The sequence below is a fragment of the Kitasatospora sp. UYEF31 genome, from assembly GCF_057291755.1.
Genome location: NZ_JBXAWK010000023.1, coordinates 43,100 through 69,705 on the forward strand (window position 1 = coordinate 43,100; position 26,606 = coordinate 69,705).

At 69.5% G+C, this 26,606-nt stretch carries 28 protein-coding genes, 1 tRNA gene and 1 pseudogene; 16 read left to right on the top strand and 14 right to left on the bottom strand.

Annotated elements, in window-relative coordinates:
- Positions 1-193: 193 nt before the first annotated feature.
- From AC0Z36_RS14040 to AC0Z36_RS14055, 4 genes are all read left to right on the top strand, one after another.
- Entirely contained in the window at positions 194-1,246 is a 1,053-nt protein-coding gene (locus AC0Z36_RS14040; RefSeq protein ID WP_485463177.1) for a L,D-transpeptidase, read from the top strand.
- Positions 1,247-1,407: 161 nt separating this feature from the next.
- Positions 1,408-2,559 (top strand): GTP-binding protein, encoded by a 1,152-nt coding sequence (locus AC0Z36_RS14045; RefSeq protein ID WP_485463178.1) that lies wholly within the window; start codon positions 1,408-1,410, stop codon positions 2,557-2,559.
- Between the two features lie 18 nt (positions 2,560-2,577).
- Positions 2,578-2,856, top strand: coding sequence for a 30S ribosomal protein S18 (gene rpsR, locus AC0Z36_RS14050; RefSeq protein ID WP_485463179.1), 279 nt, complete (start codon positions 2,578-2,580; stop codon positions 2,854-2,856).
- A gap of 188 nt (positions 2,857-3,044) precedes the next feature.
- On the top strand, positions 3,045-3,290 hold the full coding sequence (locus AC0Z36_RS14055) for a type B 50S ribosomal protein L31 (protein WP_485463180.1): 246 nt from the start codon (positions 3,045-3,047) through the stop codon (positions 3,288-3,290).
- A 12-nt stretch (positions 3,291-3,302) separates the two neighbouring features.
- Here AC0Z36_RS14055 and AC0Z36_RS14060 read toward each other — a convergent pair whose 3' ends face one another.
- Positions 3,303-4,025 carry a Mut7-C RNAse domain-containing protein gene (locus AC0Z36_RS14060; RefSeq protein WP_485463181.1) on the bottom strand — a complete coding sequence of 241 codons (723 nt, stop codon included), beginning with the start codon at positions 4,023-4,025 and terminating at the stop codon, positions 3,303-3,305.
- Positions 4,026-4,207: 182 nt separating this feature from the next.
- On the opposite strand from AC0Z36_RS14060, the gene AC0Z36_RS14065 reads away from it, so the two are divergent.
- Positions 4,208-4,282 (top strand) — tRNA-Cys (locus AC0Z36_RS14065).
- A 68-nt stretch (positions 4,283-4,350) separates the two neighbouring features.
- The gene (locus AC0Z36_RS14070) at positions 4,351-4,911 is read left to right on the top strand and encodes a rhomboid-like protein (RefSeq protein ID WP_485463182.1); all 561 of its coding nucleotides are present in this window, start codon (positions 4,351-4,353) and stop codon (positions 4,909-4,911) included.
- 173 nt (positions 4,912-5,084) lie between these two features.
- Here the strand turns inward: AC0Z36_RS14070 and AC0Z36_RS14075 are convergent.
- From AC0Z36_RS14075 to AC0Z36_RS14085, 3 genes and pseudogenes are all read right to left on the bottom strand, one after another.
- Positions 5,085-5,210, bottom strand: a pseudogene (locus AC0Z36_RS14075) (Appr-1-p processing protein); the annotation flags it as partial.
- Between the two features lie 389 nt (positions 5,211-5,599).
- Positions 5,600-6,400, bottom strand: coding sequence for a putative protein N(5)-glutamine methyltransferase (locus AC0Z36_RS14080; RefSeq protein WP_485463183.1), 801 nt, complete (start codon positions 6,398-6,400; stop codon positions 5,600-5,602).
- Positions 6,401-6,664: 264 nt separating this feature from the next.
- Positions 6,665-7,660 (bottom strand): aldo/keto reductase, encoded by a 996-nt coding sequence (locus AC0Z36_RS14085; protein ID WP_485463184.1) that lies wholly within the window; start codon positions 7,658-7,660, stop codon positions 6,665-6,667.
- Between the two features lie 366 nt (positions 7,661-8,026).
- On the opposite strand from AC0Z36_RS14085, the gene AC0Z36_RS14090 reads away from it, so the two are divergent.
- The 5 genes from AC0Z36_RS14090 to AC0Z36_RS14110 all read left to right on the top strand — a co-directional run bounded on the left by AC0Z36_RS14090 (position 8,027) and on the right by AC0Z36_RS14110 (position 11,929).
- On the top strand, positions 8,027-8,587 hold the full coding sequence (locus AC0Z36_RS14090; protein WP_485463228.1) for a helix-turn-helix domain-containing protein: 561 nt from the start codon (positions 8,027-8,029) through the stop codon (positions 8,585-8,587).
- 6 nt (positions 8,588-8,593) lie between these two features.
- Positions 8,594-9,256 carry a B3/B4 domain-containing protein gene (locus AC0Z36_RS14095; protein WP_485463229.1) on the top strand — a complete coding sequence of 221 codons (663 nt, stop codon included), beginning with the start codon at positions 8,594-8,596 and terminating at the stop codon, positions 9,254-9,256.
- 174 nt (positions 9,257-9,430) lie between these two features.
- Complete coding sequence (locus tag AC0Z36_RS14100; RefSeq protein ID WP_485463185.1) at positions 9,431-10,984, top strand: AlkA N-terminal domain-containing protein; 1,554 nt, start codon at positions 9,431-9,433, stop codon at positions 10,982-10,984.
- Positions 10,981-11,532 (top strand): methylated-DNA--[protein]-cysteine S-methyltransferase, encoded by a 552-nt coding sequence (locus tag AC0Z36_RS14105; protein WP_485463186.1) that lies wholly within the window; start codon positions 10,981-10,983, stop codon positions 11,530-11,532. Before AC0Z36_RS14100 ends, AC0Z36_RS14105 begins: the two co-directional genes overlap by 4 nt.
- Positions 11,533-11,551: 19 nt before the next feature.
- Entirely contained in the window at positions 11,552-11,929 is a 378-nt protein-coding gene (locus AC0Z36_RS14110) for a hypothetical protein (protein ID WP_485463187.1), read from the top strand.
- Positions 11,930-11,972: 43 nt separating this feature from the next.
- Here the strand turns inward: AC0Z36_RS14110 and AC0Z36_RS14115 are convergent, their stop codons facing one another.
- From AC0Z36_RS14115 to AC0Z36_RS14135, 5 genes are all read right to left on the bottom strand, one after another.
- Positions 11,973-12,644, bottom strand: a complete 672-nt coding sequence (locus tag AC0Z36_RS14115; protein WP_485463188.1) for a hypothetical protein — start codon at positions 12,642-12,644, stop codon at positions 11,973-11,975.
- A gap of 53 nt (positions 12,645-12,697) precedes the next feature.
- Complete coding sequence (locus tag AC0Z36_RS14120; RefSeq protein WP_485463189.1) at positions 12,698-13,474, bottom strand: FAD-dependent monooxygenase; 777 nt, start codon at positions 13,472-13,474, stop codon at positions 12,698-12,700.
- 135 nt (positions 13,475-13,609) lie between these two features.
- Positions 13,610-14,086, bottom strand: a complete 477-nt coding sequence (locus tag AC0Z36_RS14125; protein WP_485463190.1) for a DUF3237 domain-containing protein — start codon at positions 14,084-14,086, stop codon at positions 13,610-13,612.
- A gap of 157 nt (positions 14,087-14,243) precedes the next feature.
- Entirely contained in the window at positions 14,244-14,933 is a 690-nt protein-coding gene (locus AC0Z36_RS14130) for a class I SAM-dependent methyltransferase (protein ID WP_485463191.1), read from the bottom strand.
- A gap of 146 nt (positions 14,934-15,079) precedes the next feature.
- Positions 15,080-15,556 carry a GNAT family N-acetyltransferase gene (locus AC0Z36_RS14135; protein WP_485463192.1) on the bottom strand — a complete coding sequence of 159 codons (477 nt, stop codon included), beginning with the start codon at positions 15,554-15,556 and terminating at the stop codon, positions 15,080-15,082.
- 216 nt (positions 15,557-15,772) lie between these two features.
- Here AC0Z36_RS14135 and AC0Z36_RS14140 point away from each other — a divergent pair, with 216 nt between their 5' ends.
- On the top strand, positions 15,773-16,468 hold the full coding sequence (locus AC0Z36_RS14140; RefSeq protein ID WP_485463193.1) for an HNH endonuclease family protein: 696 nt from the start codon (positions 15,773-15,775) through the stop codon (positions 16,466-16,468).
- Positions 16,469-16,540: 72 nt separating this feature from the next.
- On the opposite strand, the gene AC0Z36_RS14145 is transcribed toward AC0Z36_RS14140, so the two are convergent.
- A complete protein-coding gene (locus tag AC0Z36_RS14145) occupies positions 16,541-17,173 on the bottom strand; it encodes a TetR/AcrR family transcriptional regulator (protein WP_485463194.1) in 633 nt (210 codons plus the stop codon).
- A gap of 34 nt (positions 17,174-17,207) precedes the next feature.
- Positions 17,208-18,110, bottom strand: coding sequence for an oxygenase MpaB family protein (locus AC0Z36_RS14150; RefSeq protein WP_485463195.1), 903 nt, complete (start codon positions 18,108-18,110; stop codon positions 17,208-17,210).
- A gap of 169 nt (positions 18,111-18,279) precedes the next feature.
- Here AC0Z36_RS14150 and AC0Z36_RS14155 point away from each other — a divergent pair, with 169 nt between their 5' ends.
- Together AC0Z36_RS14155 and AC0Z36_RS14160 are read left to right on the top strand one after the other, a co-directional pair.
- Positions 18,280-19,419, top strand: a complete 1,140-nt coding sequence (locus AC0Z36_RS14155) for an acyl-CoA dehydrogenase family protein (protein ID WP_485463196.1) — start codon at positions 18,280-18,282, stop codon at positions 19,417-19,419.
- 558 nt (positions 19,420-19,977) lie between these two features.
- Positions 19,978-21,576 carry an AMP-binding protein gene (locus tag AC0Z36_RS14160; protein WP_485463197.1) on the top strand — a complete coding sequence of 533 codons (1,599 nt, stop codon included), beginning with the start codon at positions 19,978-19,980 and terminating at the stop codon, positions 21,574-21,576.
- 80 nt (positions 21,577-21,656) lie between these two features.
- Here the strand turns inward: AC0Z36_RS14160 and AC0Z36_RS14165 are convergent, their stop codons facing one another.
- Positions 21,657-22,412 (bottom strand): tRNA(His) guanylyltransferase Thg1 family protein, encoded by a 756-nt coding sequence (locus AC0Z36_RS14165; protein ID WP_485463198.1) that lies wholly within the window; start codon positions 22,410-22,412, stop codon positions 21,657-21,659.
- The gene (locus tag AC0Z36_RS14170) at positions 22,346-22,882 is read right to left on the bottom strand and encodes an AAA family ATPase (RefSeq protein ID WP_485463199.1); all 537 of its coding nucleotides are present in this window, start codon (positions 22,880-22,882) and stop codon (positions 22,346-22,348) included. The genes AC0Z36_RS14165 and AC0Z36_RS14170 overlap by 67 nt, the downstream gene beginning before the upstream one ends.
- A gap of 50 nt (positions 22,883-22,932) precedes the next feature.
- On the opposite strand from AC0Z36_RS14170, the gene AC0Z36_RS14175 reads away from it, so the two are divergent.
- Complete coding sequence (locus AC0Z36_RS14175; protein WP_485463200.1) at positions 22,933-23,964, top strand: threonine aldolase family protein; 1,032 nt, start codon at positions 22,933-22,935, stop codon at positions 23,962-23,964.
- Positions 23,965-23,986: 22 nt separating this feature from the next.
- Here the strand turns inward: AC0Z36_RS14175 and AC0Z36_RS14180 are convergent, their stop codons facing one another.
- Entirely contained in the window at positions 23,987-24,139 is a 153-nt protein-coding gene (locus tag AC0Z36_RS14180) for a hypothetical protein (RefSeq protein ID WP_485463201.1), read from the bottom strand.
- 345 nt (positions 24,140-24,484) lie between these two features.
- Here AC0Z36_RS14180 and AC0Z36_RS14185 point away from each other — a divergent pair, with 345 nt between their 5' ends.
- Positions 24,485-26,122 (top strand): ABC-F family ATP-binding cassette domain-containing protein, encoded by a 1,638-nt coding sequence (locus tag AC0Z36_RS14185; protein ID WP_485463202.1) that lies wholly within the window; start codon positions 24,485-24,487, stop codon positions 26,120-26,122.
- Positions 26,123-26,606 lie beyond the last annotated feature (484 nt).

Sequence of the window (26,606 nt, forward strand, 5' to 3'; positions counted from 1 at the left end):
GCGACCGCGGCCAGGACCGGGCGCCGGGCGAACCCGGCTGACGGCTCCTCGAACACCCGCCGGTCTCCCGCGGGCCTTTCACCAGCCCTTCACGGACTCAGACCCACTCGACAGATGTCCGTTTCGGGAGGTTATCGGGCCGTACCGTATCGTACGGATGCTCCCCGCACCCCTTCGAAGGACCGACGCAGTCTTGATATCCGCCGCCCGCAGTCGCCGTTTCCGCACGCCCGCAGGCGCCCTCACCGGACTCCTCACCGCAGGCCTGGCCCTGGCTGCGTGCGGCTCCCCGTCGGAGAAGGCCCGTACGGCACCTCCAGCCGCCCAGGACGCCGCCCTGGGCGTCCCAGCACCCAAGACGCCCGTGACACCCTCCACGCGGCCGTCAGGCGCTCCCGCCCCGGCCGCGGCGACGCTGACGGGCGCCCGGAGGACGGTGAAGCCGGAGATCGCCCCACTGGAGGGCGAGACGGTCGGCGTCGGCCACCCCGTGTCGATCGTCTTCAAGAACCTGAAAATCGACACGTCGCTGCGCGCGGGCATCGAGGGCCGGCTGAAGGTCACCACCAGCCCGGCGAAGGTCACCGGAGCGTGGCACTGGGGCGAGGCCAAGGGCAGCACCTACCTGAACTTCCGCCCGGAGAAGTACTGGCCGGCGAACACCAGGGTCACCCTGGACGCCAGGCTCGCCGAGGTGAAGCTGGCCGACGGCACCGCGGCGGGCCAGGACCGCAGGGTCACGTTCGCCTTCGGTGATTCGATGGTCTCCACGCTGGACCTCGCGAGCTACAAGATGACGGTCGTACGGAACGGCGAGACGCTGCGCACGATCCCGTTCAGCGGCGGGGAACCCCGGTTCAAGACCCGCGACGGTGTGAAGGTCGTCCTGGCCAAGGACGGCACGGTCCTGATGGACTCCCGGACCATCGGGATCCCGCGCGGCCACAAGGACGGGTACTACGGGAAGTACAACTGGAGCATGCGCGAGACGGTCAGCGGCGAGTACATCCACGCGGCCCCGGACAACGCCGAATCGTTCGGCAGGGAGAATGTCAGCCACGGCTGCGTCGGCATGTCCGAGGCGGACGCCGAGTGGCTGTACGGGCTCTCCCGGAAGGGCGACGTCGTCTACGCGGTGGGCAGCTCCGGCAAGCCGATGGACGAGTTCGGCAACGGGTACGGCGACTGGAACCTGACGTGGGACCGCTGGCTGGCGGGGAGTGCCACGGGCGTGCGGAACACTTGATCGATATCCTCACCCGTACGGCCCCTCCCTGACCCCGGTTGGGCCGCACCCCTCGGCCGTGTTCTCCTTGGGGGACGACTGTGCGGGCGGGACTACCGGCCTGGCGTGCGGTAAGTTAATGAAAATCGTTTCCACCGCACTGCTGGAATGAGGTGAGCCGCATGGAGGACCGTCCACCGATGAACGTCGTCCTCGTCGGCGGTCTGCACGCCGACGTCCGGCGGGCGACGGTGTCCGAACTGCTCGAAACCGCGCCGGAAGCCGTCGTCGTGCACCACAACCTGCGCCGCAACGGCACCGGACTGATCGAACGTGTGGTCAGCGACCCGACCGGCGTCATCGAGCGGGTCCGGGTCGAGCTGGAGAACGACTGCGCTTGCTGCGGGCTGCGTGAGGACCTGCTCCCGTTGCTGCAGGCGTTCGCCGCCTCGGGCCGTTACCGCACGGCCGTCATCGAGACCTGGGAGTCAGTCGACCTCCAGGAGGCGGCCGAGTCCGTCGTCACGTACGGCGGGGAGTCCCTGCTGCTGACGGCCGTCGTCACCGCCGTCGACCCGTGCCGGCTGCCCGAAGACCTCACCCAGCCGGTCGACCTGTCCGACATCGACCTGGCGATGACCGCCGGGGACGACGGCACCGTCGCCGAAGTCCTGGCCCGCCAGATCGAATACGCGCCACTGATCGTCTGCCCCGCGGACGCCGAAACCGGCCCCGGCGACGAGCTCATCCGGCTCCTCCACCCCGCCGCCCGCGTCGTCCGCCTCGCGTCGCGGACCCTGGCCGCGGAGAGCCTCGCGGGCTTCGACGTCGTCGCCGCGTCGGCCGGCGTGCACCCCGCGTGCGCGCAGCTTCCGTTCGACGCCGAGCTCGGCGGAGCGGCCACCGCGCTGTGGAACCGACGCCGTCCACTGCACCCGGGGCGACTGTTCGAGGCGCTGGAGGATATCGTCCTGGGGGCTGCACGCAGCCGGGGACGCGTGTGGCTTGCCAGCCGCCCCGACGACCTGCTGTCCTGGAGCACTGCCGGCGGCAACCTGACCATTGAGACCGCAGGACCGTGGCTGGCAGCGGTGACCGATGAAGTCTGGGACGAAATGCCGGCCGTTCGGCAGGCCGCCGCAGCCCTCGACTGGGACCCGCTGCACGGCGACCGCGGCCAACAGGTGGCTTTCACCGCACTTGGGCTGGACCGCGATCCGCTGTTCGAAGTCCTGGACGCATGCCTGCTCACGGACGAGGAGATCGCCCAAGGGCCCGCCTTCTGGCGTACCCTTTCTGATCCCTTCGCCGTTTTCCTCGATGTGACCGCCTAACTACGTACGGAGCAAAGCATGGCCGCCAGACCGCGTCCGGAAAAGACGCTGAAACCTCGCAAGCCCAAGAAGAACCCGCTGTTCGCAGCGAAGATCGAATACGTGGACTACAAGGACTTCAACCTCCTTCGTCAGTTCATCTCCGACCGCGGGAAAATCCGCAGCCGCCGCGTGACCGGGCTCACCACCCAGCAGCAGCGCCAGGTCGCCAAGGCAGTGAAGAACGCCCGTGAGATGGCGCTCCTTCCGTACTCCTCGAACCCCACCGGCGCCGAGGCCCGCAAGAAGCAGCGCTAGCACTGGTTCCCCGGTCTGACCGGGGAACCAGCACCTAGGCCCTGGTCATCCAGGGAATCTGGGAGACCACTGGGGTCCCCGGCCGGATCAGCACCACCGGCCGGGGACTCCAGTGGCTTCCCGGAACCGGAATGCGGCGGCCGGCCGCCGCGTTCCCCCCACATCCACGCCCGAGCAGGAGGCCCACCGTGAAGCCTGACATCCACCCCGACTACCACCCGGTCGTCTTCCGCGACGTCGTCGGGGAGCTCACCTTCCTGACCCGCTCCACGATGACGTCGACCAAGACGATCGAGTGGACGGACGGCAACACCTACCCGGTCGTCGACGTGGAGATCTCGTCCGCGAGCCACCCGTTCTACACGGGCAAGTCGCGCGTCATGGACACCGCCGGCCGCGTCGAGCAGTTCGAGCGCCGGTTCGGCAAGAAGTAAGTTCCCTCCTTTTCAGGAGAGCACCTTCACGGCGTCCGCCACGATCGCTTCCAAACGTTCGTGGTGGGCGCCGCGCCAGTACACCCGCTCGCACGCGGTGCATTGCGCGAAGACGTCGTACGACCGCTCCGTGCCGGGCAGCAGACGGGCTTCCACCTCGTCCTTGCCGGCGGACTCCAGCAGCCCGTTGCACGCCGTACACCGCGTCCACGGGACAAGCTCCGGAGCGAACCGCTCCAGTACGTCCTTGATCTGCTCATCGGGCCGGTCACTGTAGATGTACGCGCCCGCGAAGATCTGCCGGCGCTGCAACAGCCCGCGGTCCCGCGTCAGCATCACCCGCTGTTCGGCCTCGGACTGTGCGGCCAGGTCCGCGTCGTCGTTCAGGTTCTCGTACGCGGTGTCGATCCCGAGCAGGCGCATCCGCCGGGCGAGCGTGCCCAGGTGTACGTCGAGCAGGAACTTCAACGGCACGTCCGCGGGCAGCCCCTGGGGGCGCGCGACGGCCGCGACCTCGACCAGGTCGCCTTGTACGGCGACGTACGACGGCTCGACCGTCCCCTTGTTCACGGTCAGCGTTCCCGCCTCCGTCAGCGGGATCCCCGCCGCCTCCACGACGTGGCCGAGTGTCGACATCCCGTCGGTGGTCACGGCGAAGCGCCCTTCACGCCGGTTCGGCGCAACGAAGATCCGCAGTTCCGCGGCGATGTCCATGGTGATCTCAGGCCCGTTCACGGGGGTCAGCTTGCCATGGGTGCCCCGACTGCGGCCAAGGGATATCCGTACGCAGTTGTGAACGCTGTGTTACATCTCACGGGGAACCGTTGATGCGCGATCACGGAGGCTCTTACGGTCGGTCTGTCTGTCTGTCTGTCTGTCTGTCTGTCTGTCTGGGAAAAACAACAGGAAACCAGCCCAGCCGTATGCCCGAGAGGCCCAGGGATCTGCCTGCAAAGCAGAGCACATCGGTTCGAATCCGATCACGGCTTCCATAAGTTCGCGCCCGACAGGTGCTGCGTCTGCCGGGGGACGACCCCCGGCGAAGTGATAGACCTGCCGGGTGCGCATCCTGTCCCGCTTCCGCTGGTCCCCCGCCTACACCGCGACCGTCATGGCCGGGAGTGCGTTCGTACATCGGAGTGAACATTCCGAGTCCGTCGTACGGGCCAACTCAAGCAATGTCGTCAACCTCGATCTGCGTCGGCTGCACACCCTGTTCACGAGCGCGCTGCTGGTCGAACGGAAGCCGGCCCCGCGCGACGCGGCCACCTTGCTCGCGCTGCTCGGCGGCGCGGAGTTGTACTGGGGCAGCCGCAGGTCGGCGGGGCTGTTCCTGCTCGGCCACGCCGGGACGACCGCGCTGGTCTACGCGGGGCTGAAACTCCGCGCCCGCGACCCGGAAACGGATGGGGCGGTGGACGTCGGAGTCAGCTACGGCACGTACTGCCTGCTGGGTTCGATCGCGGCGCACGCGCCCGGCCGGGCGGTGAGTGTGCCGCTGCTGGTGGGCCTGCTGGGCGTGAAGCCGCTGCTTGACGATCCGGGGTTCACAGACGCCGGGCATCTGACGGCGTTGCTGGTGGGGGTGGCTGCGGGGACGGCGCTGCGGACCGCGCGGTAAGCGGCGGGCCGCTTGCCAGGATCGGCCACCGGAGTCTCCAACGCAGGTGCACGGTCAGCTCCACCAGCACTGCGGGTGGGGTTCCGGAAGCTGCGACAGCTGCCAGGTAGCTCCGGACCTGACTCAGCGACAGATCAGTTGCGGACCGCCGGAGAAGGCGGACGGCCGCGAGGTTACCCCCGGTCGATGAGCCGACCGATGATCAACCGCTCCACCATCTCCCAGCGCCCGCCAGCCAGTCCGCACCCGATGCGGGGCATGTGAACCGAGGCTTCCAGTTCCAGCGGCTTGGGAGCTACCTTCAGTCAGCGGACCGGACACCTGCCGTCCCCCGCAAAGGACGCCTCCCAGCGGCTGAAGCGCTGGCGTTCCCACCGTCGCGAGCAGAATCAACAGCACAATGGGCGGCGGCCCCACTGGTCCGGTGGGCAGCGGAGGCTGGACCGGTTGAGGCGACTGGGGCGGCGGAAGGGCTCCCACGGGTTGGGCGGATTACTGCTGTAGGGACCGGAGTTGTACGGGCCCGGCGGAAGTGGCCCGGGGTTGTACGGATCAGGGTTGTACGGATCAGGGTTGTACGGATCAAGCGGATTGCTCATGGCCCCCCTCAGCGCCAGCAGGCCGGTTACAACGACGACTACCCGGAATGCAGATGAACAGCCGTCGATTACCGGAACCCGCTTCCGGGCTACGCCCTACGGACGGGCCTGGTTCCGATGACGACGGTGGCGTCCAGCTCATCGAAACTGACGACCTGTGGGATCAGCCCGTTGCGGGCGACGGTTTCGGCGGTCCGATCTGCCTGGCGTTCGCTCGTCTCGATCAGCAGGTGGCCGCCCGGCGCGAGCCATTGCGGCGCTGCGGCGGCCACCCGCCGCTGAACGTCGGATCCGTCCGCTCCGCCGTCGAGCGCCACCCGGGCCTCATGGATGCGCGCCTCCGGGGGCAGCAGCCTGATCGCCCCGGTGGGCACGTAGGGCGCGTTGGCGACCAGGACGTCGACGCGGCCCCGGAGGGAGGCGGGCAGCGGCTCGTAGAGGTCACCTTCGTACACCAGCCCGCCACCGGCGGCGACGTTGCGGCGGGCACAGCGCACCGCGGCGGGGTCGATGTCGGCGGCGTACAGCTCGATCCGGCCAAGTGCCGCGACCAGCGCGGCGCCCACCGCGCCCGAGCCGCAGCACAGGTCTACGACGACGGCCCCCGGCCGGGCGAGGCCGGCGGCCCGGCGGACGAGGAATTCCGTACGGCGGCGGGGAACGAAGACGCCGGGGTCGACTGCGATCCGCAGGCCGTAGAACTCGGCCCAGCCGAGGACGTGTTCGAGGGGGACCCCGGTGACGCGCCGGTCCAGCATGGCGACGAGGTCGGACGGGGTCTGTGCGGTGGAGAGGATCAACTCCGCCTCGTCTTCGGCGAACACACAGCCGGCGGCACGAAGTTTGGAGACGATGACGGAGCGGTGGAGAGGTGCCGAGGAGACCAGCATGAGAGAGCCTTTCGGGACGCCAAGGGCGCTCTCTCGGTCACCTATTTCAGGCTGACCGCACAATCGCGGAGGGAGAGCACCCGATCTGACACAGCGTCATTGGGTCCCACCTCCTTGGCTTGTGCGGTGTTGAGTACGGCAGAACTGGTCAGTCCAGACCGTGTCGCGCTGAAACATACACGATGGACAGCGTCGCCCGGCAGTGCCTGTGGAGTTCCCGCGGCGACCGCCCCCGCGGGAACTCCTCGGGCTGGTCCCGGCGGACTACCAGGCGAAAGCCTCCGGCGAGGGACCCGGGCCCGGGAAGACCTCGTCCAGCGCGGCCAGCAGTTCGTCCGGGAGTTCCAGCTCCACGGCCCGCAGCGCCGACGCGAACTGCTCCTCCGTACGCGGTCCGACGATCGGTCCGGTCACCCCCGGCCGGGTCAGCAGCCAGGCCAGGGCCACCTCGCCGGGTTCCAGGCCGTGCTTGTCGAGGAGGTCCTCGTACGCCTGGACCTGGGCCCGTACGGTCGTGTTCGCGAGCGAGGCCGCCGACCGGCCGCTGCCGGATCGGGCAGCGCCGCCTTCGCGCTCCTTGCGGATGACGCCGCCGAGGAGCCCGCCGTGCAACGGGGACCAGGGGATGACGCCGACGCCGTACTCCTGCGCCGCCGGGATGACCTCCATCTCGGCGCGGCGCTCGGCGAGGTTGTAGAGGCACTGCTCGCTGACCAGTCCGACGCGGCCGGTACGGGCGGCGGTCTCGTTCGCCTGGGCGATCTTGTAGCCGGGGAAGTTGGACGATCCCGCATAAAGGATTTTGCCCTGCCGGACCAGTACGTCGATCGCCTGCCAGATCTCCTCGAAGGGCGTGCTGCGGTCGACGTGGTGGAACTGGTAGAGGTCGATGTAGTCGGTGTTGAGCCGCTTGAGGCTGGCTTCGACGGCCCGGCGGATGTTCAGCGCCGAGAGTTTGTCGTGGTTCGGCCAGACCTCCCCGCCGGGGAGCATCGAGCCGTACATCTTGGTGGCGAGGACGACCTTCTCCCTGCGGTCGCCGCCCTTGGCGAACCAGGATCCGATGATCTCCTCGGTCCGCCCTTTGCTGTCGCCCCAGCCGTACACATTGGCGGTGTCGAAGAAGTTCACGCCCGCGTCGAGGGCCGCGTCCATGAGTGTATGACTGCCGGACTCATCGGTCTGCGGGCCGAAGTTCATCGTGCCGAGCACGAGTCGGCTGACCTTGAGACCGGTGCGTCCGAGCTGGGTGTATTTCATGGACGTACAGCCAACGCCTGAAGTGCCGCCCAGGCAAGGGGGTTTACGGACACGCGCACGCTCTTGACCTTGAGTGGAAAGTAACGCCCCAGCGTCACAGACCACTCAAGATCAGCTTCTCTGGCCGGGGCGACACCCCTCAGCGGCCAAAATCACCTACTCCTGCGGATCGCCGCCGCGAAGACAGGCGCCGGTCGGTCGAGTCCGCGTGGATCACCGACGAGACCTCGGGGCAGGCAGGCGGTGCCGGACCTGGGTGACCGTTACGGCCGCCCTGCCCGCGAATTCCGGTGGACACAACAAACCGACCGCCTGATACATTCAACCGACCGAAGGATGGTGGAGCGGTTGACCGGCGATCAAGCGATGGCGGACGTCGCGCGCAACGTGCGCGCGGCGCGCACCCGGCTCGGACTGTCCGTGGACCAGCTGACCGTCCGGGCGGGCGTCAGCAAGGGTGCGCTGGTGGCGCTGGAGAACGCCGCCGCCAACCCCAACCTCGCCACGCTGGTCCGGCTCGCCGACGCGCTCGGGCTGCCGGTGTCAGCACTCCTTGAGCAGCCGGCGGAACAACGGGTGCGGTTCGCAAAAACCGTGGACGCCGAACCCCTGTGGCGCGGCGAACTGGGCGGCGAAGCACGCCTGTTGCTCACCACAGGACCCACGCCGGTCGAGTTCTGGCGATGGCTGCTCGGCAAGGGCGAGACGTACGACAGCCACCCGCATCCGGACGGTGTCACCGAGACCGTGACCGTGCTGTCCGGGACCCTGGCCCTCACCCTCGGCGGCAGCGCGCACACCGTCCCCGCCGGGACCACCGCCGCCTTCGACGCGGACGTCGCGCACTCCTACCGGGGAGCCGGGCGCGGCGGCTGCGAACTGCTGATGACCGTCCACCTGCCACCCGCACCACCGCGAGGGGAATAAGTGACCATGCTCGACGCCGTCACCGTTGACGCGGCCGTACGTGAACTCCAGCCGGACTACCGGGTGTTGCTCATCGAAGCCGAGGGGCTGAAACCCGGTCCGAGCGATGGGTTCAGCGAGGACCTGCTACGCGGGGCCGAAGAGTCCGCCCGCAAGCAGATGGAGCAGCTGAAGGAGTCCGGGGACCACCCGCACGTCGTCGCGTGGCGGGACGCCTACCGCGCGTTCGGCGCGAAGCCGCAGCGGACCAGGCCCAGCGTGGAGGCCCTGCTCCGGCGGCTCGACGAAGGACTCCCCCGGATCGACCGGCTGACCGACATCTACAACGCGGTCTCCATCGCGCACGTCGTGCCGGTGGGCGGCGAGGACCTGGACCGCTACGTGGGTGCGGCCCGGCTCGTCCGGGCCGACGGCACTGAGGAGTTCGAGGCCGAGCACCCGCGCGCGGGCGAGGTCGTGTGGCGGGACGACGCGGGCGTCACCTGCCGCCGGTGGAACTGGCGCCAGTGCGTCCGTACGCGCATCTCCCACAACACCACCCACGCGCTGTTCATCCTGGACGCGCTCAAGCCGATGAGCGACGCGGAACTGGCCGACGCCGGCGCGGCGCTCACCGGAGCGCTGACCGCCGGCAACCCCGGGGTTCGGGTGACTTCCCGGACCGCCTGAAATGCCACTAGTGTGATGATCTTGGGGTCTGCGGGGAATCACCCCTCCCCGCAGGCTCCAGGGTCATTACGGCGGCCCGCGACGAGCCTGTGCGAATATTCCGCAGTGCACCGCGAAACGGCGATGTCCGAAATCCGCTAGTAGTCTCGGTGTCAAGCGACGAGACTGGACCCCATGAAGGATGACGAGAGCAGGTACCGGGCCATCAGCAGTAAGGACAGCCGTTTCGACGGCTGGTTCATCACTGCGGTGACCAGTACGGGCATCTACTGTCGGCCGAGCTGTCCGGCGCAGACGCCGAAGCGGGAGAACGTGAAGTTCCACCCGTCGGCGGCGGCCGCGCAGGCGGCCGGGTTCCGGGCGTGCAAGCGGTGCCGTCCGGACGCGTCGCCGGGCTCGCCGGAGTGGAACGTACGGGCGGACGTAGTCGCCCGCGCGATGCGGTCGATCGCCGACGGTGTGGTCGACCGGGACGGGGTCAGCGGGCTCGCGGCGCAGCTCGGCTACAGCGGGCGGCAGCTGAACCGGCTGCTCCTGGCGGAGCTGGGGGCCGGTCCGCTGGCACTGGCCAGGGCGCAGCGGGCGCAGACCGCGCGGGTGCTCCTGGAGACCACCGGGCTGCCGGTGACGCAGGTGGCTTTCGCGGCCGGGTTCGCGAGTGTGCGGCAGTTCAACGAAACCGTAAGGGATGTGTTCGCGCGGACGCCGTCGCAGGTTCGGGCGTCCGTTCCAGGGCGGCGGGAGACCGCCGCTCCGGGCACTATCGCACTGCGGTTGCCGTACCGGCCGCCGATCGATCTGCCCAGGCTGCTGGGGTTCATCGGGCTGCGCGCTGTGCCGGGGGTCGAGGAGTTCTCCGGCGGCGTCTACCGGCGGGTGCTGTCCCTTCCGCACGCGACGGGGGTTGTCGAGCTTTCGGCGGGGGACGGCTACGTACAGTGCCGGTTGGCCTTGGCGGATCTGCGGGATCTCGGTACCGCGGTGCAGCGCTGCCGTCGGCTGCTCGACCTCGACGCGGATCCACAGGCCGTCGCCGAGGCGCTGGGCGGGAGCCCCGTACTCGGACCTTTGGTTTCAGGGTCTCCCGGGCTGCGCTCCCCCGGCCATGTCGATCCAGCGGAGCTGGCCGTCCGCGCGCTGCTCGGCCAGCAGGTGTCGGTGGCGGGGGCGCGGACGGTCGCGGGGCGGTTGGCGGTGAAGTACGGCAAGCCGCTCACCTCCCCGGACGGCAGGCTCACGCACGCTTTCCCGACGTCGGCGGCGCTGGCGGAGGCCGATCCCGCGGACCTGCCGATGCCGGGTGCCCGGAAGAAGGCGCTCGTCGGCATGTGCGGCGCGCTGGCCGTCGGGAAGGTCGAGCTGAGCCCGGGTGCCGACCGGGACGAGGCCGACGCGCGGTTGCAGGAGCTGTCCGGCATCGGCCCGTGGACGGCGTCGTACATCAGGATGCGGGCGCTCGGTGATCCTGACGTGTTCCTGCCGACGGATCTGGGCGTGAAGCACGGCCTGGCCCGGCTCGGCTGCGACACGAAGCCCGCCGCGGTGGCGGAGCTGGCCGCGACCTGGCGGCCCTGGCGTTCGTACGCGATGCACCATGTGTGGTCCGTACTCGAAACTCCTTCCGTGCTCGAAACCCACTCCGTACGTGAGACCCACTCCGTACGTGAGACCCACTCCGTACGTGAGACCCACTCCGTACGTGAGACCCCTGAGGATGATGAGGCATGAGCGAGATGTCACTGTTCGATGTCCCGGCCGAGGAGGTCTGGGAGCCGGTGGAGTTCCTGCCGCGCCTGGACGGGCCGGTGCGGTACACCCTTGAGCCCTCCCCCGTCGGTGAACTGTTGATCACCGGCGACGGGCGGTCGCTGACCAGCGTGCACATGGGGGCCGAACACAAGTACGCCCCGTCGATGGGCGCCGAGTGGGTCGAGGACCGCGGCCCCTTCAAGGAGGCCGTGGCGCAGTTCGGGGCCTACTTCGCCGGGGAGCTGACGACGTTCGACCTGTCGTTGGCGCCGCGTGGCACCGGGTTCCAGCTGAGCGTGTGGCGGGCGCTGACGACGATTCCGTACGGGAGGACGACGTCGTACGGCCGGCTCGCCGCGCGGCTGGGGAAGCCGTCGGCGTCGCGGGCCGTGGGCATGGCCAACGGTCGCAATCCGGTGTCCATCATCGTGCCGTGCCACCGGGTGATCGGTGCGGACGGTTCACTGACCGGGTACGGCGGCGGGCTGCCGCGCAAACAGTTGCTTCTGGGTCTCGAACGCAACTGACCGGGTTACCCTCGACGTCATGGCATCCAGTTCCTTCCGCGTACCCGAGGGCCTTCCCGGCCAGTTGGCCGACCTCCGCCGCCTGCACCGGGCGGTGGACGAGCTCCTCCAGGAGGCCGGTCCCTATTCGACCCAGGGTGACCTGGAGAAGATCTCCCAGGCCACGCGTGCCCTGTGGCTGGCGGCGAAGGATTCCACCCGGCCCCTGTCACTGACCGGCTGCGACGTGCACCCGCAGGGCGCGGTGGAGCCCGCCGAGGAGACGCCGCCGGGGTGGGGACGCTGTCTGCTGTGCAACACGTACCGCCGCCGGGGGCAGAACGTGCCGCGCGGCCGGGTCCTGCCGGAGGGGACCTTCGCGCGCCAGGACGAGCTGCCGCCGGAGATGCGCGAGTGACGGTCTTCTCGGGCCTGTTCTGGGTTTCCCACCGGACCAGGCGCTAGGAGACCTGTGCGGCCAGGGCTTCGGTCAGGCCGGTGACCTGGTCTGCGGCGAGGCCCTCGGTCTTCACGGTGATCCCCGCGTCGCTCTTGGGGAAGGTCTTCTGGTCCATCGGGACGCGCACCCCGGCGACTTTGCCCTCGGGGGTCGGGAGTGCCTTGCCGAAGGGCGTCTTGTAGATCGTGGTGATGTACTCCGGCAGCGATTCCATGCTCATGCCCGTGTCGGCCCGGAACTGCGGCAGCGCCATGTTCAGCGCCCCGCCGCGTTCGGTCACCCACGTGCGGACGGTGACCTGCGCGGTCCCGACGCGGTAGTCGCATTCCACGTGGACGCCGTTGGTCTGGGCCAGGAACGACAGCTTGCTGTTCACCGGGTCGGCCCGCGCCGCCGCCGCTTCGGCGTCGGACGCGGTGGCCGCCTCCGCGGTCGCGGCCGGGGTCCCGGGCACCACGTCGCCGGGGATCCCGGCGCTCTTCGCGGCCTTGGCCATGTCGTACGCGACCGGGCAGACCGGCCCGCCGTCCTTGAGTGGAGCGGCGGCCGCGCGGAGTTCGAGAAGGTTGATGCGGTGTCCGGCTGTAGGGCCTGAACCGCTGTCCCCGCCGCAGGCTGTGAGGGCAGCCGCCAGCGCAAGAACAGTCATCGGGGGAATCAGCCGCCTGAGCATGCCGAGCATCGTAGGACCTGGCACACTCAGGCCGCATCGGGACTGACCCATCATCAGGTCAAGGTCACACTGTACGAATCCCGGTCGTTGAGCAGCGCCGGGTCGAAACCCGCAGTCTTCTTGTACGCCGTGGCGACTTCCTCGCGTTCGGCGATCCAGTTGAGCAGGACGCGGCCGTGTTCGTCGGGTTCGGTCGTCAGCGGGTAGGTCACGAACTTCTCGCTGCCGTCGCCCGCCATGATCATGGTGCGCCCGGTGAGGAACGGCTCGGCGTACGTTGTTCCGCGCCACAGCACGAGGCCGTTCCACGGCGGCGCGCCCTCCTGCGGGTAAAGCTGCTGCCGGATCACCGAGCGGATGCCGTCCGCGGCGATGAGGAGGTCGCCGTCGTAGGCCGTGTCCGGGGTGTGCACCCGTACGCCGTCTCCGGTGTCCTCCCAGGTCCTGACCGGTGCACCGCAGACGACCGCGTCGGGCCCGAGCCGGTCCAGGACCGCGTTCAGGAGCATCATCTGGAGACGGCCCCGGTGGACGGAGAACTGCGGCCAGCGGTAACCGGCGTCGACGCCGCGCGGCTCGGACCAGATGCGCTGGCCGAAGCGGTTGAAGTAGGCCAGCTCACCGGTCGGGACACCGAGTGCCGCGACGTCCGCAGCGAGGCCGAGTTCGGTCAACTCCCTTACGGCGTGCGGCAGGAGGTTGATGCCGACGCCGAGCGGCCTGATCTGCGGGACCGCCTCCAGGACGGTCACGTCCTTGATCCCGGCCGCGTGCAGCGACAGTGCCGCCGTCAGTCCGCCGATACCGCCACCGGCGATGATCACCCGCACGGAAGTTCCCCTTGCTCGATTTCTGGGTCGCCCCATCCCCGGCCGCGGCGATTGACCGCGACAGGGATGTGGACCGGATAGAGCTAAGGATCACCCCTGCCGCGATCTATGACAACCGTGTTGACATAAGAGACTTCAGAGGACCGCGTACGCGTCGTGCAGGACCGTGTCCGCCGCCCGCATGCCCGAAGCCAGCGCGACCGTGCGGTTCAGCCAGCCGTAACGCGCGTCACCGGTCTCAAAACGGCAGGTCTGTCGGCAGTAGTACGTGCCGGGGTCCACGTCCTCGCCCGCCGCGACCCGGGCCATGACCTCGGCGGGACCGTGCCGCAGGCCGCCCGTCTGGAGGTAGACGAGCGCCCCGTCGTGCGTCCGCAGGGTGTACCGGGTGTCGATGGTCGCGCAGCCGTCGCCGTGGACGACCTGCCAGTCCGCGCCACCGGACAGGATCTCACCGGCGAACCGGGGGCCCTCGAAGGAACCGCCGACGATGTTGACGATCCGGCGGTTCCCCCACGGGGTGTCGCCCAGTCGCAGGACCGGGTCCAGCGCGACCCTGAACCGCGCGAGGAATTCCAGACCCGGCTTGGCGGGTTCGTACTGCGTGCTCATCGTGCGCCCCTGTGCTCTGACTCTTGCCTGGAAGCTCTTGTCCGGAAGCTCTTGTCCGGAAGCCCTCGTCCGGAAGCCCTCGTCCGGAAGCCCTCGTCCGGAAGCCCTCGTCCGGGCCGGACCGTAGTCCAACCGCGGACAATCCCCGGCAGGGGGGTCAGGGGCGTACGGCGGTTCCCGCGACCAGCGGCGAGGACGGCTTCAGCTCCGAAGAGTCACGGATCGTCCGGAGGCCGTCGATGACGAACCCGGCCTGTTCCAGGGCTCCGACGGTGTCCCGGGTGAGGCGGCAGCCGGCGAACAGCCGCCGCCACACCGGGTCGATGCGCCGCTGACGGCGGCGGCGGGCACCGGGCTCCGCGATGACGTGCTCCAGGAAGAGCAGCGAACCGCCGGGGCGCAGGACCCGGCGGAGTTCACCGATGGCCCGCCCGGGGTCGCTCACTGAGCAGAGCACCGCCGTACACACCACCGTGTCGAAACTCCCGTCAGCGAAAGGCAGTTGCTCAGCGGAAGCGGCCACGATCCCGACCGGGGCGGCGGCTGTGTGCAGATTCCCGGCGAGGCGGCGGCCCATCGCCGGGTCCGGTTCGGTCACGACGACGCGCTTCGCCCCGCCGTAGTGCGGCAGGTTCGCGCCCGTGCCCGCGCCGACCTCCAGGACCGTGCCGGAGATGTCGCGCAGGAGCTCTTCGCGCACTCCCCCGAGCCAGGACTTCTCCATGGCCTCGCTGCGCCGCTGGTAGAACGCGGCGAAGAGGTAGTGGCCGCTCTGCCGGGAGCTCCAGAAGGCGGCGCCCCCGAGCGCCGCCGCCACGAGCAGGAGTCTGACGTTCGTCCGGGCCATGCGTCCTCCTGGGATCCGTCGCAATGTCCTGACCATTGAAGGCAGAAGGTCAACGGTTCCGGTAGACCGCGCGGCCAGGCCGTGCGGCTGGAGCACGCGGTCGGCGCGTGCGGTCGGCGCGTGCGGTCGGCGCGTGCGGTGACCGGTCAGCGGGTGCCGAACTCCCGCAGAGCGTCGCCGTCCATCCGGAAGACCGTCCACTCGTCCATGGGCTTGGCACCCAGCGCTTTGTAGAAGCCGATGGACGGTTCGTTCCAGTCGAGCACGCTCCACTCGAACCTGGCGTAGCCGCGCTCGACGCACACGGAGGCGAGTTCTTGGAGCAGCGCCCGGCCGTGGCCGGCGCCGCGCTTGTCGGGGCGGACGTAGAGGTCTTCGAGGTACAGGCCGTGCACGCCCCGCCAGGTGGAGAAGTTCACGAACCACAGGGCGAATCCGACGGTCCCGCCGGTGTTGTCGTCCTCGGCGATGTGCGCGAACGCGGCCGGGGACGGACCGAAGAGGGCCGTACGGAGTTGCTCGTGCGTCGCCTTGACTTCGTGCCGGGCCTTCTCGTACTCGGCCAGCTCGCACACCATCGCGTGGATCTGCGGAACATCGGCTTCGACGGCTTTTCTGATCATGCGTCGGAGCCTACGGGACCTCCGGCGCGGACTGACGTCCCGCGCCCCGGGGACCCGGCCTCCCGCACGACGGGACCCGACGACCCGCGCCCGGACGACCCGACGGCCCTTGTCCTGATTGTCGGCGCCGCCCCACTGGACTTTTGTTCGACTACGGTTGGGGCAGACGTCCGGCGTCCGCTCGTACGTTCTATATCCTTCTCGGGGAGATCCACCATGCGGCAGGCCCACGCCCTCCGTGCGACCTTGGTCTGCGCGGCCTCAGTTGCCATCCTGGCCTCGTGCACCGCCTCGGAAACCAAGGACGCGGGGACGACACCCCCGCCCGGGGCCGCGCGGCCCACCGTGGACCTGGCCTCGAAGAGCGAACTCGTCAAGCAGCTCGACGCGCTCCCGGTCGCCGCGGACCACCCGATGAAGGGCTACAGCCGCACCCGGTTCCCGCACTGGTCGAACGCGGTCGCGATGGGCTTCACCGGCCTGCCGAACCCAGGGATGGACTCCCGCCAGGCGGTGCTCTTCCTCCAGGGCGTGGACGTCAAGGTCACCGGGACCAAGGTGACGTCCGGCACCTGGGTGGACCCGTGGAACGGCAAGGCTTACACAAAGCCGGCCGACATCGACATCGACCACCACGTGCCGCTGGCCGAGGCGTGGCGGTCGGGCGCGGACACGTGGGACGACACGAAGCGCGAGAAGTACGCGAACAACCCCGCCGTGCTCAACGCCACCGAGGACCGGCAGAACCAGGCCAAGGGCGACAAGGACCCGGCGAAGTGGAAGCCGGCGGACAAGTCGACGTGGTGCGCGTACGCGCAGCAGTGGATCGCCGTCAAATCGACGTGGAAGCTGAACGTCGACCAGCGGGAGAAGGCCACTCTCGGCGAGATGGTCGCCGGCTGCCCGAAGTAGTCCGGTCCGGCTCACCCGTCCAGCGCTTGCGGGACTGCGCGCCTGTTCAGCCCCGCGGTCCGGCCCGCCGGTTCAGGCCCTCCTGGCCCGCGCCACCATCGGCGCGAGGTAGCGCCGGGCGAACTCCCTTGCCTGCTCCGGCTCGTCCACCGAGACGCAGCCGTCGGGGGTCAGCAGGAAGGACACGGCTATCCGGACGAAGAGTTCGGCCACCCTGGCCGCCTCCTGCCCGTCCACGTCGGCGGTGTCCGGTGCCTGCCGGAACGCGGCTGCCAGGTAGTCGCGCAGGACGGCCATGATCGGCCCGCCCGCCACGGTCAGGAACGGCAGTGTCGCCTCCGGCTCCAGTTCGAGGAGCCGGCCGATCAAGGCTTCACGACCGCCGCGGACCGCCACTCCGAAGCCTTCGATGATGCGCTCCTCCATGGTGGGCAGCGGGGCCACCACGGTGTTGAACTCGCCGAGGAAGAACTGCGCTTCGCGCACGAGCACCGCTTCGACCAGCCGGTTCTTGTTCTCGAAGCGGCGGTAGATGGTCACCCTGCCCACCCCGGCGCGGCGGGCGACGTCCTCCACGGTGGAGCGGCGGATGCCGAACGCCCGGAACTGCGCGACCGCCGCGTCGAGGATGCGGCCGGTCATCGTGTCCACCGGGGCGGTCACCGACAGCGCTCGGGCCAGGGGTGAGTCATGGGCTGCGTTCATAGGCAGCCGAGGGTACAGCCCAGGTGGTTCCGTCTCACGCGGCACGCTTCCTCCGCTTCGCGAGCAGTTCGCTGATCCGTGGCACAAGCACCGCCGGAGAGCGCCGGACGGGAGCGGGGACGAGCCCGGTTGTGATCCGTACGATCCGCGCGAAGCGCTCCACCGCACGATTCTGTCGCAGCGTCAGTTCAAGTCCGCAGCGTGCCCGCAGCGCCTCCGGCATCGCGGAGACGGCGACCAGGTAGGCCATCTCCCCCACGGGACCGACCAGTCGCCGCCACGTCGGGTCCGGGAGGCGGGTCCACGACTCCGGTTTCTTCGGCTGCCGCACCGAGGCGAGCACGTCGTGCACCACCCGGTTGTCCTCAAGGCGTTCCCCGACCATCCGGTCGAAGTACGCCTGGAACTCCGGCCAGGTCTCCGGCATGTCCTGCTGACGCAGGCCCAGGAGCCGCCCGATCTCCCGGCTTTCGCGGTAGTAGCCGGTCAACTCGCGGGAATCCAAAGGGCGTCCGAACATCGCGTGCGCGTCGACGATGCCCATCACCAGTGTGTGGTGGACCCAGGCGTAGGCCTCCGGGTCCAGCGCGTGGTATTTCCGCCCGGTGCCGTCCGTGCCCCGGATCCGCCGGTGCATCACCCGCAGCCGGTCGCTCTCCGCAGCCGACCGGCGGTCACCGCCGTAGACGACTGTGGTGATCGACTTGTAGGTGCGGTTGAACCGGCCCCACGGGTCCTGGCGGTAGTCCGAGTGCTCCAGCACCCCGGCTCCGACGACCGGGTGGGCCACCTGGAGCACCAGCGCCCCCGGGGCGAACAGCAGTGCGCGCACGTCCCCGAAGTAGCGCCAGGCGAGCGAGCCCCGGCGCGGCGCGGGCACGCCTTCCCGGCCCCGGGCGGAGACCTGGACATCTTCCTCACGTACGGCGACGGTCATGGCATGGGACTCCTTCGGTTGTGCGGTGTTCCGGCCGGACGGGTGTTGTCCCTCCGGGCTTGCACAGCGTCCGGTGCCCGGCCTCAAGCATCTTTCGTCCGACCACTGACACAAGTCAACGGAAAATGTATCTTTGACTCACTTCGGCCCAACCTCCCAGGGGGCACTTGTGGAGCTCGACCTCACCGACGAACAACGCGCGTTCGTGGCCGCGATCCGCGACTACACGACCCGCGAATGCGGCACCCGCGCACAGCGCGACGCTCTGACCGGCGGGGACAGTCCGCACAGCGCCACCACATACCGCGCGATGGCCGGGCTCGGCTGGCTGGGTGTGAACCTCCCGGAGGCCTACGGCGGGGCCGGCGGCAGCATGACCGACGCGTGCCTCTTCCTGGAGGAGACGGCGTACGGGATGGCACCCATCGCCGGTTACGGACCCGGGCTGATCACGGCGGGCGTCTACGCGCGCTTCGGCACCGAGGAGCAGAAGAAGACCGTGCTCGGCGGGTTCTGTGCCGGCAACGTGCTGTCGATCTCGATGTCCGAGCCGGGCGCGGGCTCCGATGTGGCCGCGCTGACCTGCCGCGCCGACCGTACGACCGACGGCTGGACCGTCAACGGCCAGAAGACCTGGTGCTCGAACGCGCACTTCGCCGACTCGATCCTCCTCGTCGCCCGGACCAGCACCACCGGGCCGAAGCACCACGGCATGACGATGTTCCACGTCCCGGCGGACACCCCGGGGCTGGAGATCCGCGGGATCGACACCATGGGCGGCAAGGAGGTCAACGACCTCTTCTTCACCGACTGCCGCCTCCCGGCCGACGCGGTCATCGGCACGGTGGACGAGGCGTGGACCCAGCTGATCACCGGGCTGAACACCGAGCGGCTGATCCTCGCCGCCCTGATGCTCGGCACCGCGCGCCGGGCGTTCGACGACACGCTCGGCTACATCAAGCAGCGGGAGCAGTTCGGGCGTCCCATCGGGAAGTTCCAGGTCCTCCAGCACCGCATCGCCGATCTGGCCACGGAAGTCGAGTGCTGCAGACTGCTCGTGTACGCCGTCGCCGCCGAAGTCGACCGGAACCCCACGAAGTTGCTGCCGCGCGAAGCCTCGATGGCCAAACTCAAGGTCACCGAGACCGCCAAGCGGGTCGCGCTGGAGGGCATGCAGATGATGGGCGGCTACGGCTACGCCACCGAGTACGACATGGAGCGGCACGTCCGGGCGACACTGGTGTCCACGGTGTACGGCGGCGCCAACGAGGTGCAGCGCGACATCATCGCCAAGACCTACGGTCTGTGAACGGGCTGACGGTCTCTCAGCGGACACCGGGGTTCTGACCGCATCCGGTCCTCGCCGCGCGCGCAGTGCCACCGCGCCCGCCGCGGCGAGGCCGGTCACCAGGATCCCCACCGCGCGGATCCGCAGGGTGCGGCGCGGGTCGAGCGTCGCCACCAGGAACCCGCTGAGCGCGGTGCCCAGTGGCACGACAGGATCCCGACCGGGCTGACGGCAGCCGACAGCCGGCCGCCGACTTCGCGGGACCAGTCGTACGCTCCGGGTGGACGCCGCCTTCCAGCGGTTCTCCCGCGGCGGCCGTGTTGTCACGGTGGGTCAGAGCCGGACCGGACGGGCTGTCACTGTTTGCCGAAACCGGACACTCCCGTGTCGCACGGCAGGTCGAAGACAGGTCCGCACCACCACCCCTGCCTCCGACGGGCTTGCCGGGGCCATACACAGGCCGCATCCTGGACAGGGCGGGCACACCGTGAACCCAGCGGGCCCACCCCACGCCACCCGCGCAGCCGTACTTCCGTAAGTCCCCACTCGGAAACGCCCACAAGGCGGGATGGGACGTACATGGAGCTGTCACCTTCGGCCCATCTGGACACCTTCTGCCGGGACCGGCTGCCGCCGCGGGACCTCTGGCCGCGGATCACCGACCTCGGTTACCCCGAACGGCTCAACTGCGCGGCGGTCCTGCTCGACGAGACGATCGCGCGCCTCGGTCCTGACCGCCGGTGCCTGATCGGTTCGGACGACGAGTGGACGTACGGGGAACTCCTGGAGATCTCGAACCGCATCGCGCAGGTCCTCCTGGGCGAGTGCGGTGTGGTCCCGGGCAACCGCGTGCTGCTGCGCGGCCCGAACAATCCGTGGCTGGTGGCCTGCTGGTTCGGGGTGCTGAAGGCCGGGGCGGTGGCTGTCACCACAATGCCGTTGCTGCGGCGGCGGGAACTGGAGGACATCTGCGCGGTCGCCCGCCCCGCACTGGCCCTGTGTGACGACCGGTTCCTGGACGAACTGCCGCACAGTGGCCCGAACCGGATGCGGATCGTCGCGTACGGCAAGGAACTCGCCACCCTCTGCGCGAACATCGGGCGGACCAGACGGCCCTACCAGAGCATCCCGACGGCCGCCGACGATGTGGCGCTGCTCGCCTTCACCTCGGGTACGACGGGACAGCCGAAGGGAACCCTGCACTTCCACCGGGACGTCCTGGCGATAGCCGACACGTTCGCCAAGGAGATCCTCAAGCCCCGGCCGACGGATGTGTTCGCCGGGACCGCTCCGCTCGGGTTCACCTTCGGCCTCGGCGGTTCGGTGGTCTTCCCGCTCCGGATCGGCGCCTCAACGCTGCTCCTCGAACGCGCCACCCCGGCCCAACTCGCGGATGCCGTGGACGAGTTCGGCGCGACAATCCTGTTCACCGCGCCGACCGCCTACCGGGCGATGCTCACCGCGGGGAAGGCTGAAAAACTCCAAGGCCTGCGGCGCTGCGTGTCAGCGGGCGAGACGCTGCCGGCGCCCGTGTTCCACGCCTTCCAGGAGGCCACCGGCGTACGGATCATCGACGGCATCGGCGCGACGGAGCTGCTGCACATCTTCATCTCCGCCGAGGGCGACGACATCCGCCCCGGCGCGACCGGGAAGCCGGTCCCCGGCTACGAAGCCGCAGTGCTCGATGACAACGGGATCCCCGTACCGGACGGAACACCCGGCAATCTCGCGGTGAAGGGCCCGACGGGGTGCCGCTACCTGGCCGACGAGGACCGACAGCGGGTGTACGTGCGGGACGGCTGGAACTACACCGGCGACACCTACGTCCGCGACGCCGACGGCTACTTCCACTACCAGGCGCGCAGCGACGACATGATCGTCTCGTCCGGCTACAACATCGCCGGTCCCGAGGTGGAGAACACGCTGCTCCAGCACCCGGATGTCGTGGAGTGCGGCGTCGTCGGCGCGCCCGACCTGGCGCGGGGTGAGATCGTCACGGCGTTCGTCGTGCTCCGGTCCGGCGTCGAGGAGAGCGCGGACAAGGCGTCCGAACTCCAGGAGTTCGTGAAGCGGACCATCGCTCCGTACAAATATCCGCGGTCCGTCAGGTTCATCGACCGACTGCCCCGCACGAGCACCGGGAAGCTGAGGCGGCACGCTTTGCGGGAGCAGGTGTGAGAACCGCTGACCGGCAAGATCCCCGGGTATCCCACTGATCGGAAACACACAGTGGGATACACCGGGATCTTGGAATCCCGTCACTCCGCAAGCCCGGCCACCAGGTCCCGGTAGGCGTCCTTCATCGGGAGTTCGCGCTCCACCCGCACCCGCCGCCGGGTCGCGACCACGTCCACGCCACGGATCGGATCGTGCCCGCTCTTCTCGTACGACTCCCACCACAGCCCGGTCCCGCGCCGCTGCCAGGCCGGGACTTCGTTGAAGTTGACGCCGTACGCATAGAGCAGGTCGTTCTTCTGCGCGACGCTCAACCCCTTGAGCTGCCCGGTGGCCTTGCCCGCGGACAGGCCGGCCTGGCGCAGCGTCCAGTAGCACCACCCGTTGAGTGCGCAGCGGGCCGCGTCGGCCTGCCGCCAGGTGAAGTAGTCCAGAACGTCGTCCACCCCGGTGCCGAGCCAGATCCGGCTGTCGAAGTGCGCGAGGTGTCCTGACTCGTGGGTGAAGGCCGCGCTGGCGAGTCCGGCGCTGACCGAGACGAGTTTCTCCACCTCGCGGTCGAACAGGTCGTACGCGGGGTCGAAGAGTACGGAGATCTCGTCGCTCTCGGTGTAGGCGTAGCGTCCGCCGAGTTCGGTGAGCAGCGTCTGTGCTGTGCGTTCCATGATTTCGGCGAAGGCCGGGTCGAAGGGCTTCGCGAAGTGCTCGTCGGTGAACTTCGAGAAGCCGCGGCCGTCCACCCGGATGACCGTCCAGGCGCCGGAGAGCAGCCTCAGACCGTGGAAGTACTCGCGGGCCCGCTGGTCGGCTTCGAGGTCGCGGATGCGGCGTGTCGGCATGGTTCGTCGGTCCCCTCGTGCACGGTGAAGCCGCCCGTGCCGTCGAACCGTACGACGTTGACCACGTCGAAGCCCTCGCAGCGGCACGGCGGCTCAAGTCGCTTCAGTGTGGCGAAGACGCCCACGTCGGGCACCCGCTTTTCCGGTGTGCGGGCGGCGTTGCGGGCCAGGTTCCGCCGGACGTCGGGGGGAAACCAGTAGGCGGTGACGGTCGCCCCGTGGGAGCGGGCGAGGGCGATGGTCGCGGCCCGTTCCGTACGGGAGGGGTTGGTGTTGTCGACCACCACGTCCGCACGGCGGGCGAGGGCTTCGTCGAGCAGCCTGAGCTGGCGGCGTTCCTTGTTGCGGAGGTTGCGGCCGAAGTCGTCTTTGCTGATGGCCGTGCGGCCGGCGAGTTCGCTGTGGCGGAAGGTCGACTTCCCGGCGGCCTGAAGGCCGACCAGCAGGGCCACGTCGGGGTTGTGAATCATGAAGCCATCCTCGGATGTCGCACGTTTGTGTGCTCTGGGAGACTGCCCGCATGGCTGACACCTTGATTGATCTTCGCAGCGACACCGTGACCAAACCGGCGCCGGCGATGCGTGCCGCGATGGCGGGGGCGGAGGTCGGGGACGACGTGTACGGCGAGGATCCGACCGTACGCCGTCTTGAGGAGACGGTCGCCGAGTTGTTCGGGCAGTCGGCGGCGCTGTTCGTGCCGACCGGTGTCATGGCCAACCAGCTGGCGGTGCGGCTCCTTGTACCGCCCGGCGGGGAACTGGTGCTGGACGCGGACGCGCACATCGTCGCGCATGAGGACGGTGCCGCGTCGTGGCACGGGGGTGTGCAGACGCGTACGACGCTGAGCCCGCAGGGGTTGTTGCGGCCGGAGGACCTGCGGCGGTTGATCCGTCAGGGTGACCCGTACACAGTCGGGACCAGTGCGGTGGCGGTGGAACAGACGCACAACCGGGGTGGTGGTGCGGTGTACGACATCAACCAGCTTCAGGAGATCCGCGGCATCACCCTGGAGGCCGGGGTTCCGCTGCACTGTGACGGTGCGCGGATCTGGAACGCGCATGTGGCCACGGGCGTGGCACTGACCACGTACGGACAAATGTTCGACACACTGAGCGTGTGCCTGTCGAAGGGCCTGGGGGCACCGGCCGGGTCGGTGGTGATGTTCCCGGCGCGGTACGAGGCCGGGGCGCGTCGGATGCGGCACCGGATGGGCGGTTCCATGCGGCAGGCCGGCATCCTCGCGGCGGGCGGGCTGTACGCCCTGGAGCACCACATCGGGCGGCTGGCCGAGGACCACGGGAACGCACAGGCGCTCGCGCGTCAGCTGCGGGAGACGGGCCTGGCGCCGGTGGAGCCGCAGACGAACATCGTGCTGGTGCCGCTGCCGGCGACCGGCCCCGACGCGGCGACCGTCGCGGGGCGCTGCCGGGAGGCGGGGGTCCTGGTGTCCGCGTTCGGGCCGCGGCTCCTGCGTATGGTCACGCACCTGGACGTGGACGCGGCGGCGTGCGCGAAGGCGGTGGGTGTAGTCGCCGGGGCGGTCAACGGCTGACCGCCCCGGCGTCAGAATGGCTTCAGGAGAACTCGACGACTTCGGTCGGATGGCCGGTCGCCTTGGTGTGGGCCTTGGCCGCGACCGTGGCGGCCCCGTAGGACCGGTACCGCTGCTTACTCGTACCATCGGCCGGGCAACTGCTGTCCCGGCACTTCCAACCCCATGTACTCAAGCCACACCTCCACATGTGTCAGTGGCACTGCCGCTCCGCGAGAAGAGGTAGGAACGGCGCCGGACCAAGCCCAACAGCCCGGTGCACGGCCTAACGGCTTACTTGAGCGCGTCGGGGCGGGTTGTTTCCGTTTCAGGACAGGAACGGGAAGAACGGGACGAAGCCGTCACCGAACCGGGACGTCAGCGACCGTGCTGTCACCTGTACGAGGGACAAATACATCACCGGTTCGTGGGATGCGGCCGCCACCCGAACGGGGGACGCCTGTGTCACCGGTTCGGGGAAGACCGGCGGCACGGGCACCGCGGTGGGCGGCCGCGGCGGGCCGGATAGCATTTGCGGTCTATGAGCGCCACGATCGTCGTCAAGGACCTCGCCGCCGGCCACGGCGAGCGCACCCTCTTCTCCGGCCTGAACCTGGTTGTCGCCCCGGGCGAGGTGATCGGCCTCGTCGGGGTGAACGGGGCGGGCAAGTCCACCCTGCTGCGCCTCCTCGCCGGGCTCGACACCCCGGAGGAAGGCTGCATCGCACTGTCTCCGCCGAGCGCCACTATCGGTCACCTGCCGCAGGAGCCGGAGCGGCGGGAAGGTGAGACCGTACGGGGTTTCCTGGCCCGCCGGACCGGTGTGGCCCAGGCGCAGCAGGACCTCGACGCCTCGACGGAAGCCCTGGTGGCCGAGGCGCCGGGGGCGGACGACGCGTACAGCGAGGCGCTGGAGCGCTGGCTGGACCTGGGCGGCGCGGACCTCGAGGAGCGGTCTGAGGAGGTCGCGGCCGATCTCGGGCTCGCGGTGGACCTGGACCTGCCGATGGCAGCGCTGTCGGGCGGGCAGGCGGCGCGGGCCGGGCTGGCCTCGCTGCTGCTGAGCCGGTACGACGTGTTCCTGCTCGACGAACCGACCAACGACCTCGACCTGGACGGCCTGGACCGCCTGGAGAAGTTCGTCACCGGGTTGCGCGCGGGCACCGTGCTGATCAGCCACGACCGGGAGTTCCTGGCCCGTACGGTCGACCGGGTCGTCGAGCTGGACCTCGCGCAGCAGCAGGTCAAGACGTACGGCGGCGGTTACGAGGGGTATCTCACCGAGCGTGAGGTGGCCCGGCGGCACGCCCGCGAGGAGTACGACGAGTTCGCCGACACCAAGGCGGGTCTGGAAGCGCGCGGCCGGATGCAGCGCGGCTGGATGGAGAACGGCGTCCGCAACGCCCGCCGCAAGTCCACGGACAGCGACAAGATGGGCCGCAAGGCGCGGGCCGAGTCGACGGAGAAGCAGGCTTCCAAGGCCCGGCAGACCGACCGCATGATCGAGCGGCTTGAGGTGGTCGAGGAGCCCCGCAAGGAGTGGGAGCTGCGGATGGAGATCGCCGCGGCGCCACGCTCGGGCTCGGTGGTGGCGACGCTCAACGGTGCGACCGTCAAGCGCGGCGGCTTCACGCTCGGCCCGGTGGACCTCCAGATCGACTGGGCGGACAAGGTGGCGATCACCGGTCCGAACGGGGCGGGCAAGTCCACGCTGCTCGCGATGCTGCTCGGCCGACTGACGCCGGACAGCGGCCAGGCGGCGCTCGGCTCGGGTGTCGTCGTCGGCGAGGTCGACCAGGCGCGCGGGCTGTTCCTGGGCGGCGAGGCGCTGATCGACGCGTTCGGCGCGGCGGTGCCGGAGATGTCCCCGGCGGACGTCCGGACGCTCCTTGCGAAGTTCGGGCTGAAGGCGACGCACGTTATGCGCCCGGCGGCGACGCTGTCCCCGGGCGAGCGGACCCGGGCGGCACTCGCGCTGCTCCAGGCGCGCGGGGTGAACCTGCTGGTGCTCGACGAGCCGACGAACCACCTGGACCTGGCGGCGATCGAGCAGCTGGAGTCGGCGCTCGCGGAGTACCCGGGGACGCTGCTCCTGGTGACGCACGACCGGCGGATGCTGGACGCGGTGGAGGTCACCCGCCGCTTCGCGGTGCTGGACGGCAAGGTCAGCCAGGTCTGACCGGTCTGCCAGCCCCGGTGGAACAGCGGGCCGTTTCCAGGAATGACTCCTGGAGACGGCCCGGTACAGCGGTGGCGTCCTAATGTAGCCGCCGGCCCAGTCGTAGCTGACGAACCGTTCGTCCTTGACCACGGTGTAGCCGGTGCCGGTGGTGGATCCCGTGTCGGTGCACAAGCCACGGCCACTGGAGTTGGCCATGCCGATGACCCGTTGGCCGTCGGGGCAGGAGCTCTTGTAGGAGCCGCGGTCCCAGTCGCCTGTCGCGCGCATCGTCAGGGACTGGTTGAAGTCGCCGCTGTTGGGGCTGAGCACGTCCCAGGTCGAAACCCGGTCCACCTGGCCGGACTTGGCCGGTCCGTTGATCAACTTGTTCCAGTCGGCGGCGCGCCAGTCGCCGCCGTCGAGCAGGCCGCTCCGTACGCCCTGCGCGTTGTAGCGCGTCAGCGCCCACCGGTCGGTCCAGCCGACGAGCGGCCAGTAGGCG

What these genes read in the sequence shown, in the direction of transcription:
- AC0Z36_RS14045 (WP_485463178.1), top strand. Translation starts at nt 1,408, where the DNA reads ATGGAGGACCGTCCACCGATGAACGTCGTCCTCGTCGGCGGTCTGCAC.
- rpsR (WP_485463179.1), top strand. Translation starts at nt 2,578, where the DNA reads ATGGCCGCCAGACCGCGTCCGGAAAAGACGCTGAAACCTCGCAAGCCC.
- AC0Z36_RS14080 (WP_485463183.1), bottom strand. Translation starts at nt 6,400, where the DNA reads ATGCTGGTCTCCTCGGCACCTCTCCACCGCTCCGTCATCGTCTCCAAA.
- AC0Z36_RS14085 (WP_485463184.1), bottom strand. Translation starts at nt 7,660, where the DNA reads ATGAAATACACCCAGCTCGGACGCACCGGTCTCAAGGTCAGCCGACTC.
- AC0Z36_RS14090 (WP_485463228.1), top strand. Translation starts at nt 8,027, where the DNA reads ATGGCGGACGTCGCGCGCAACGTGCGCGCGGCGCGCACCCGGCTCGGA.
- AC0Z36_RS14095 (WP_485463229.1), top strand. Translation starts at nt 8,594, where the DNA reads ATGCTCGACGCCGTCACCGTTGACGCGGCCGTACGTGAACTCCAGCCG.
- AC0Z36_RS14100 (WP_485463185.1), top strand. Translation starts at nt 9,431, where the DNA reads ATGAAGGATGACGAGAGCAGGTACCGGGCCATCAGCAGTAAGGACAGC.
- AC0Z36_RS14105 (WP_485463186.1), top strand. Translation starts at nt 10,981, where the DNA reads ATGAGCGAGATGTCACTGTTCGATGTCCCGGCCGAGGAGGTCTGGGAG.
- AC0Z36_RS14110 (WP_485463187.1), top strand. Translation starts at nt 11,552, where the DNA reads ATGGCATCCAGTTCCTTCCGCGTACCCGAGGGCCTTCCCGGCCAGTTG.
- AC0Z36_RS14115 (WP_485463188.1), bottom strand. Translation starts at nt 12,644, where the DNA reads ATGCTCAGGCGGCTGATTCCCCCGATGACTGTTCTTGCGCTGGCGGCT.
- AC0Z36_RS14125 (WP_485463190.1), bottom strand. Translation starts at nt 14,086, where the DNA reads ATGAGCACGCAGTACGAACCCGCCAAGCCGGGTCTGGAATTCCTCGCG.
- AC0Z36_RS14130 (WP_485463191.1), bottom strand. Translation starts at nt 14,933, where the DNA reads ATGGCCCGGACGAACGTCAGACTCCTGCTCGTGGCGGCGGCGCTCGGG.
- AC0Z36_RS14135 (WP_485463192.1), bottom strand. Translation starts at nt 15,556, where the DNA reads ATGATCAGAAAAGCCGTCGAAGCCGATGTTCCGCAGATCCACGCGATG.
- AC0Z36_RS14140 (WP_485463193.1), top strand. Translation starts at nt 15,773, where the DNA reads ATGCGGCAGGCCCACGCCCTCCGTGCGACCTTGGTCTGCGCGGCCTCA.
- AC0Z36_RS14145 (WP_485463194.1), bottom strand. Translation starts at nt 17,173, where the DNA reads ATGAACGCAGCCCATGACTCACCCCTGGCCCGAGCGCTGTCGGTGACC.
- AC0Z36_RS14150 (WP_485463195.1), bottom strand. Translation starts at nt 18,110, where the DNA reads ATGACCGTCGCCGTACGTGAGGAAGATGTCCAGGTCTCCGCCCGGGGC.
- AC0Z36_RS14160 (WP_485463197.1), top strand. Translation starts at nt 19,978, where the DNA reads ATGGAGCTGTCACCTTCGGCCCATCTGGACACCTTCTGCCGGGACCGG.
- AC0Z36_RS14165 (WP_485463198.1), bottom strand. Translation starts at nt 22,412, where the DNA reads ATGCCGACACGCCGCATCCGCGACCTCGAAGCCGACCAGCGGGCCCGC.
- AC0Z36_RS14170 (WP_485463199.1), bottom strand. Translation starts at nt 22,882, where the DNA reads ATGATTCACAACCCCGACGTGGCCCTGCTGGTCGGCCTTCAGGCCGCC.
- AC0Z36_RS14175 (WP_485463200.1), top strand. Translation starts at nt 22,933, where the DNA reads ATGGCTGACACCTTGATTGATCTTCGCAGCGACACCGTGACCAAACCG.
- AC0Z36_RS14185 (WP_485463202.1), top strand. Translation starts at nt 24,485, where the DNA reads ATGAGCGCCACGATCGTCGTCAAGGACCTCGCCGCCGGCCACGGCGAG.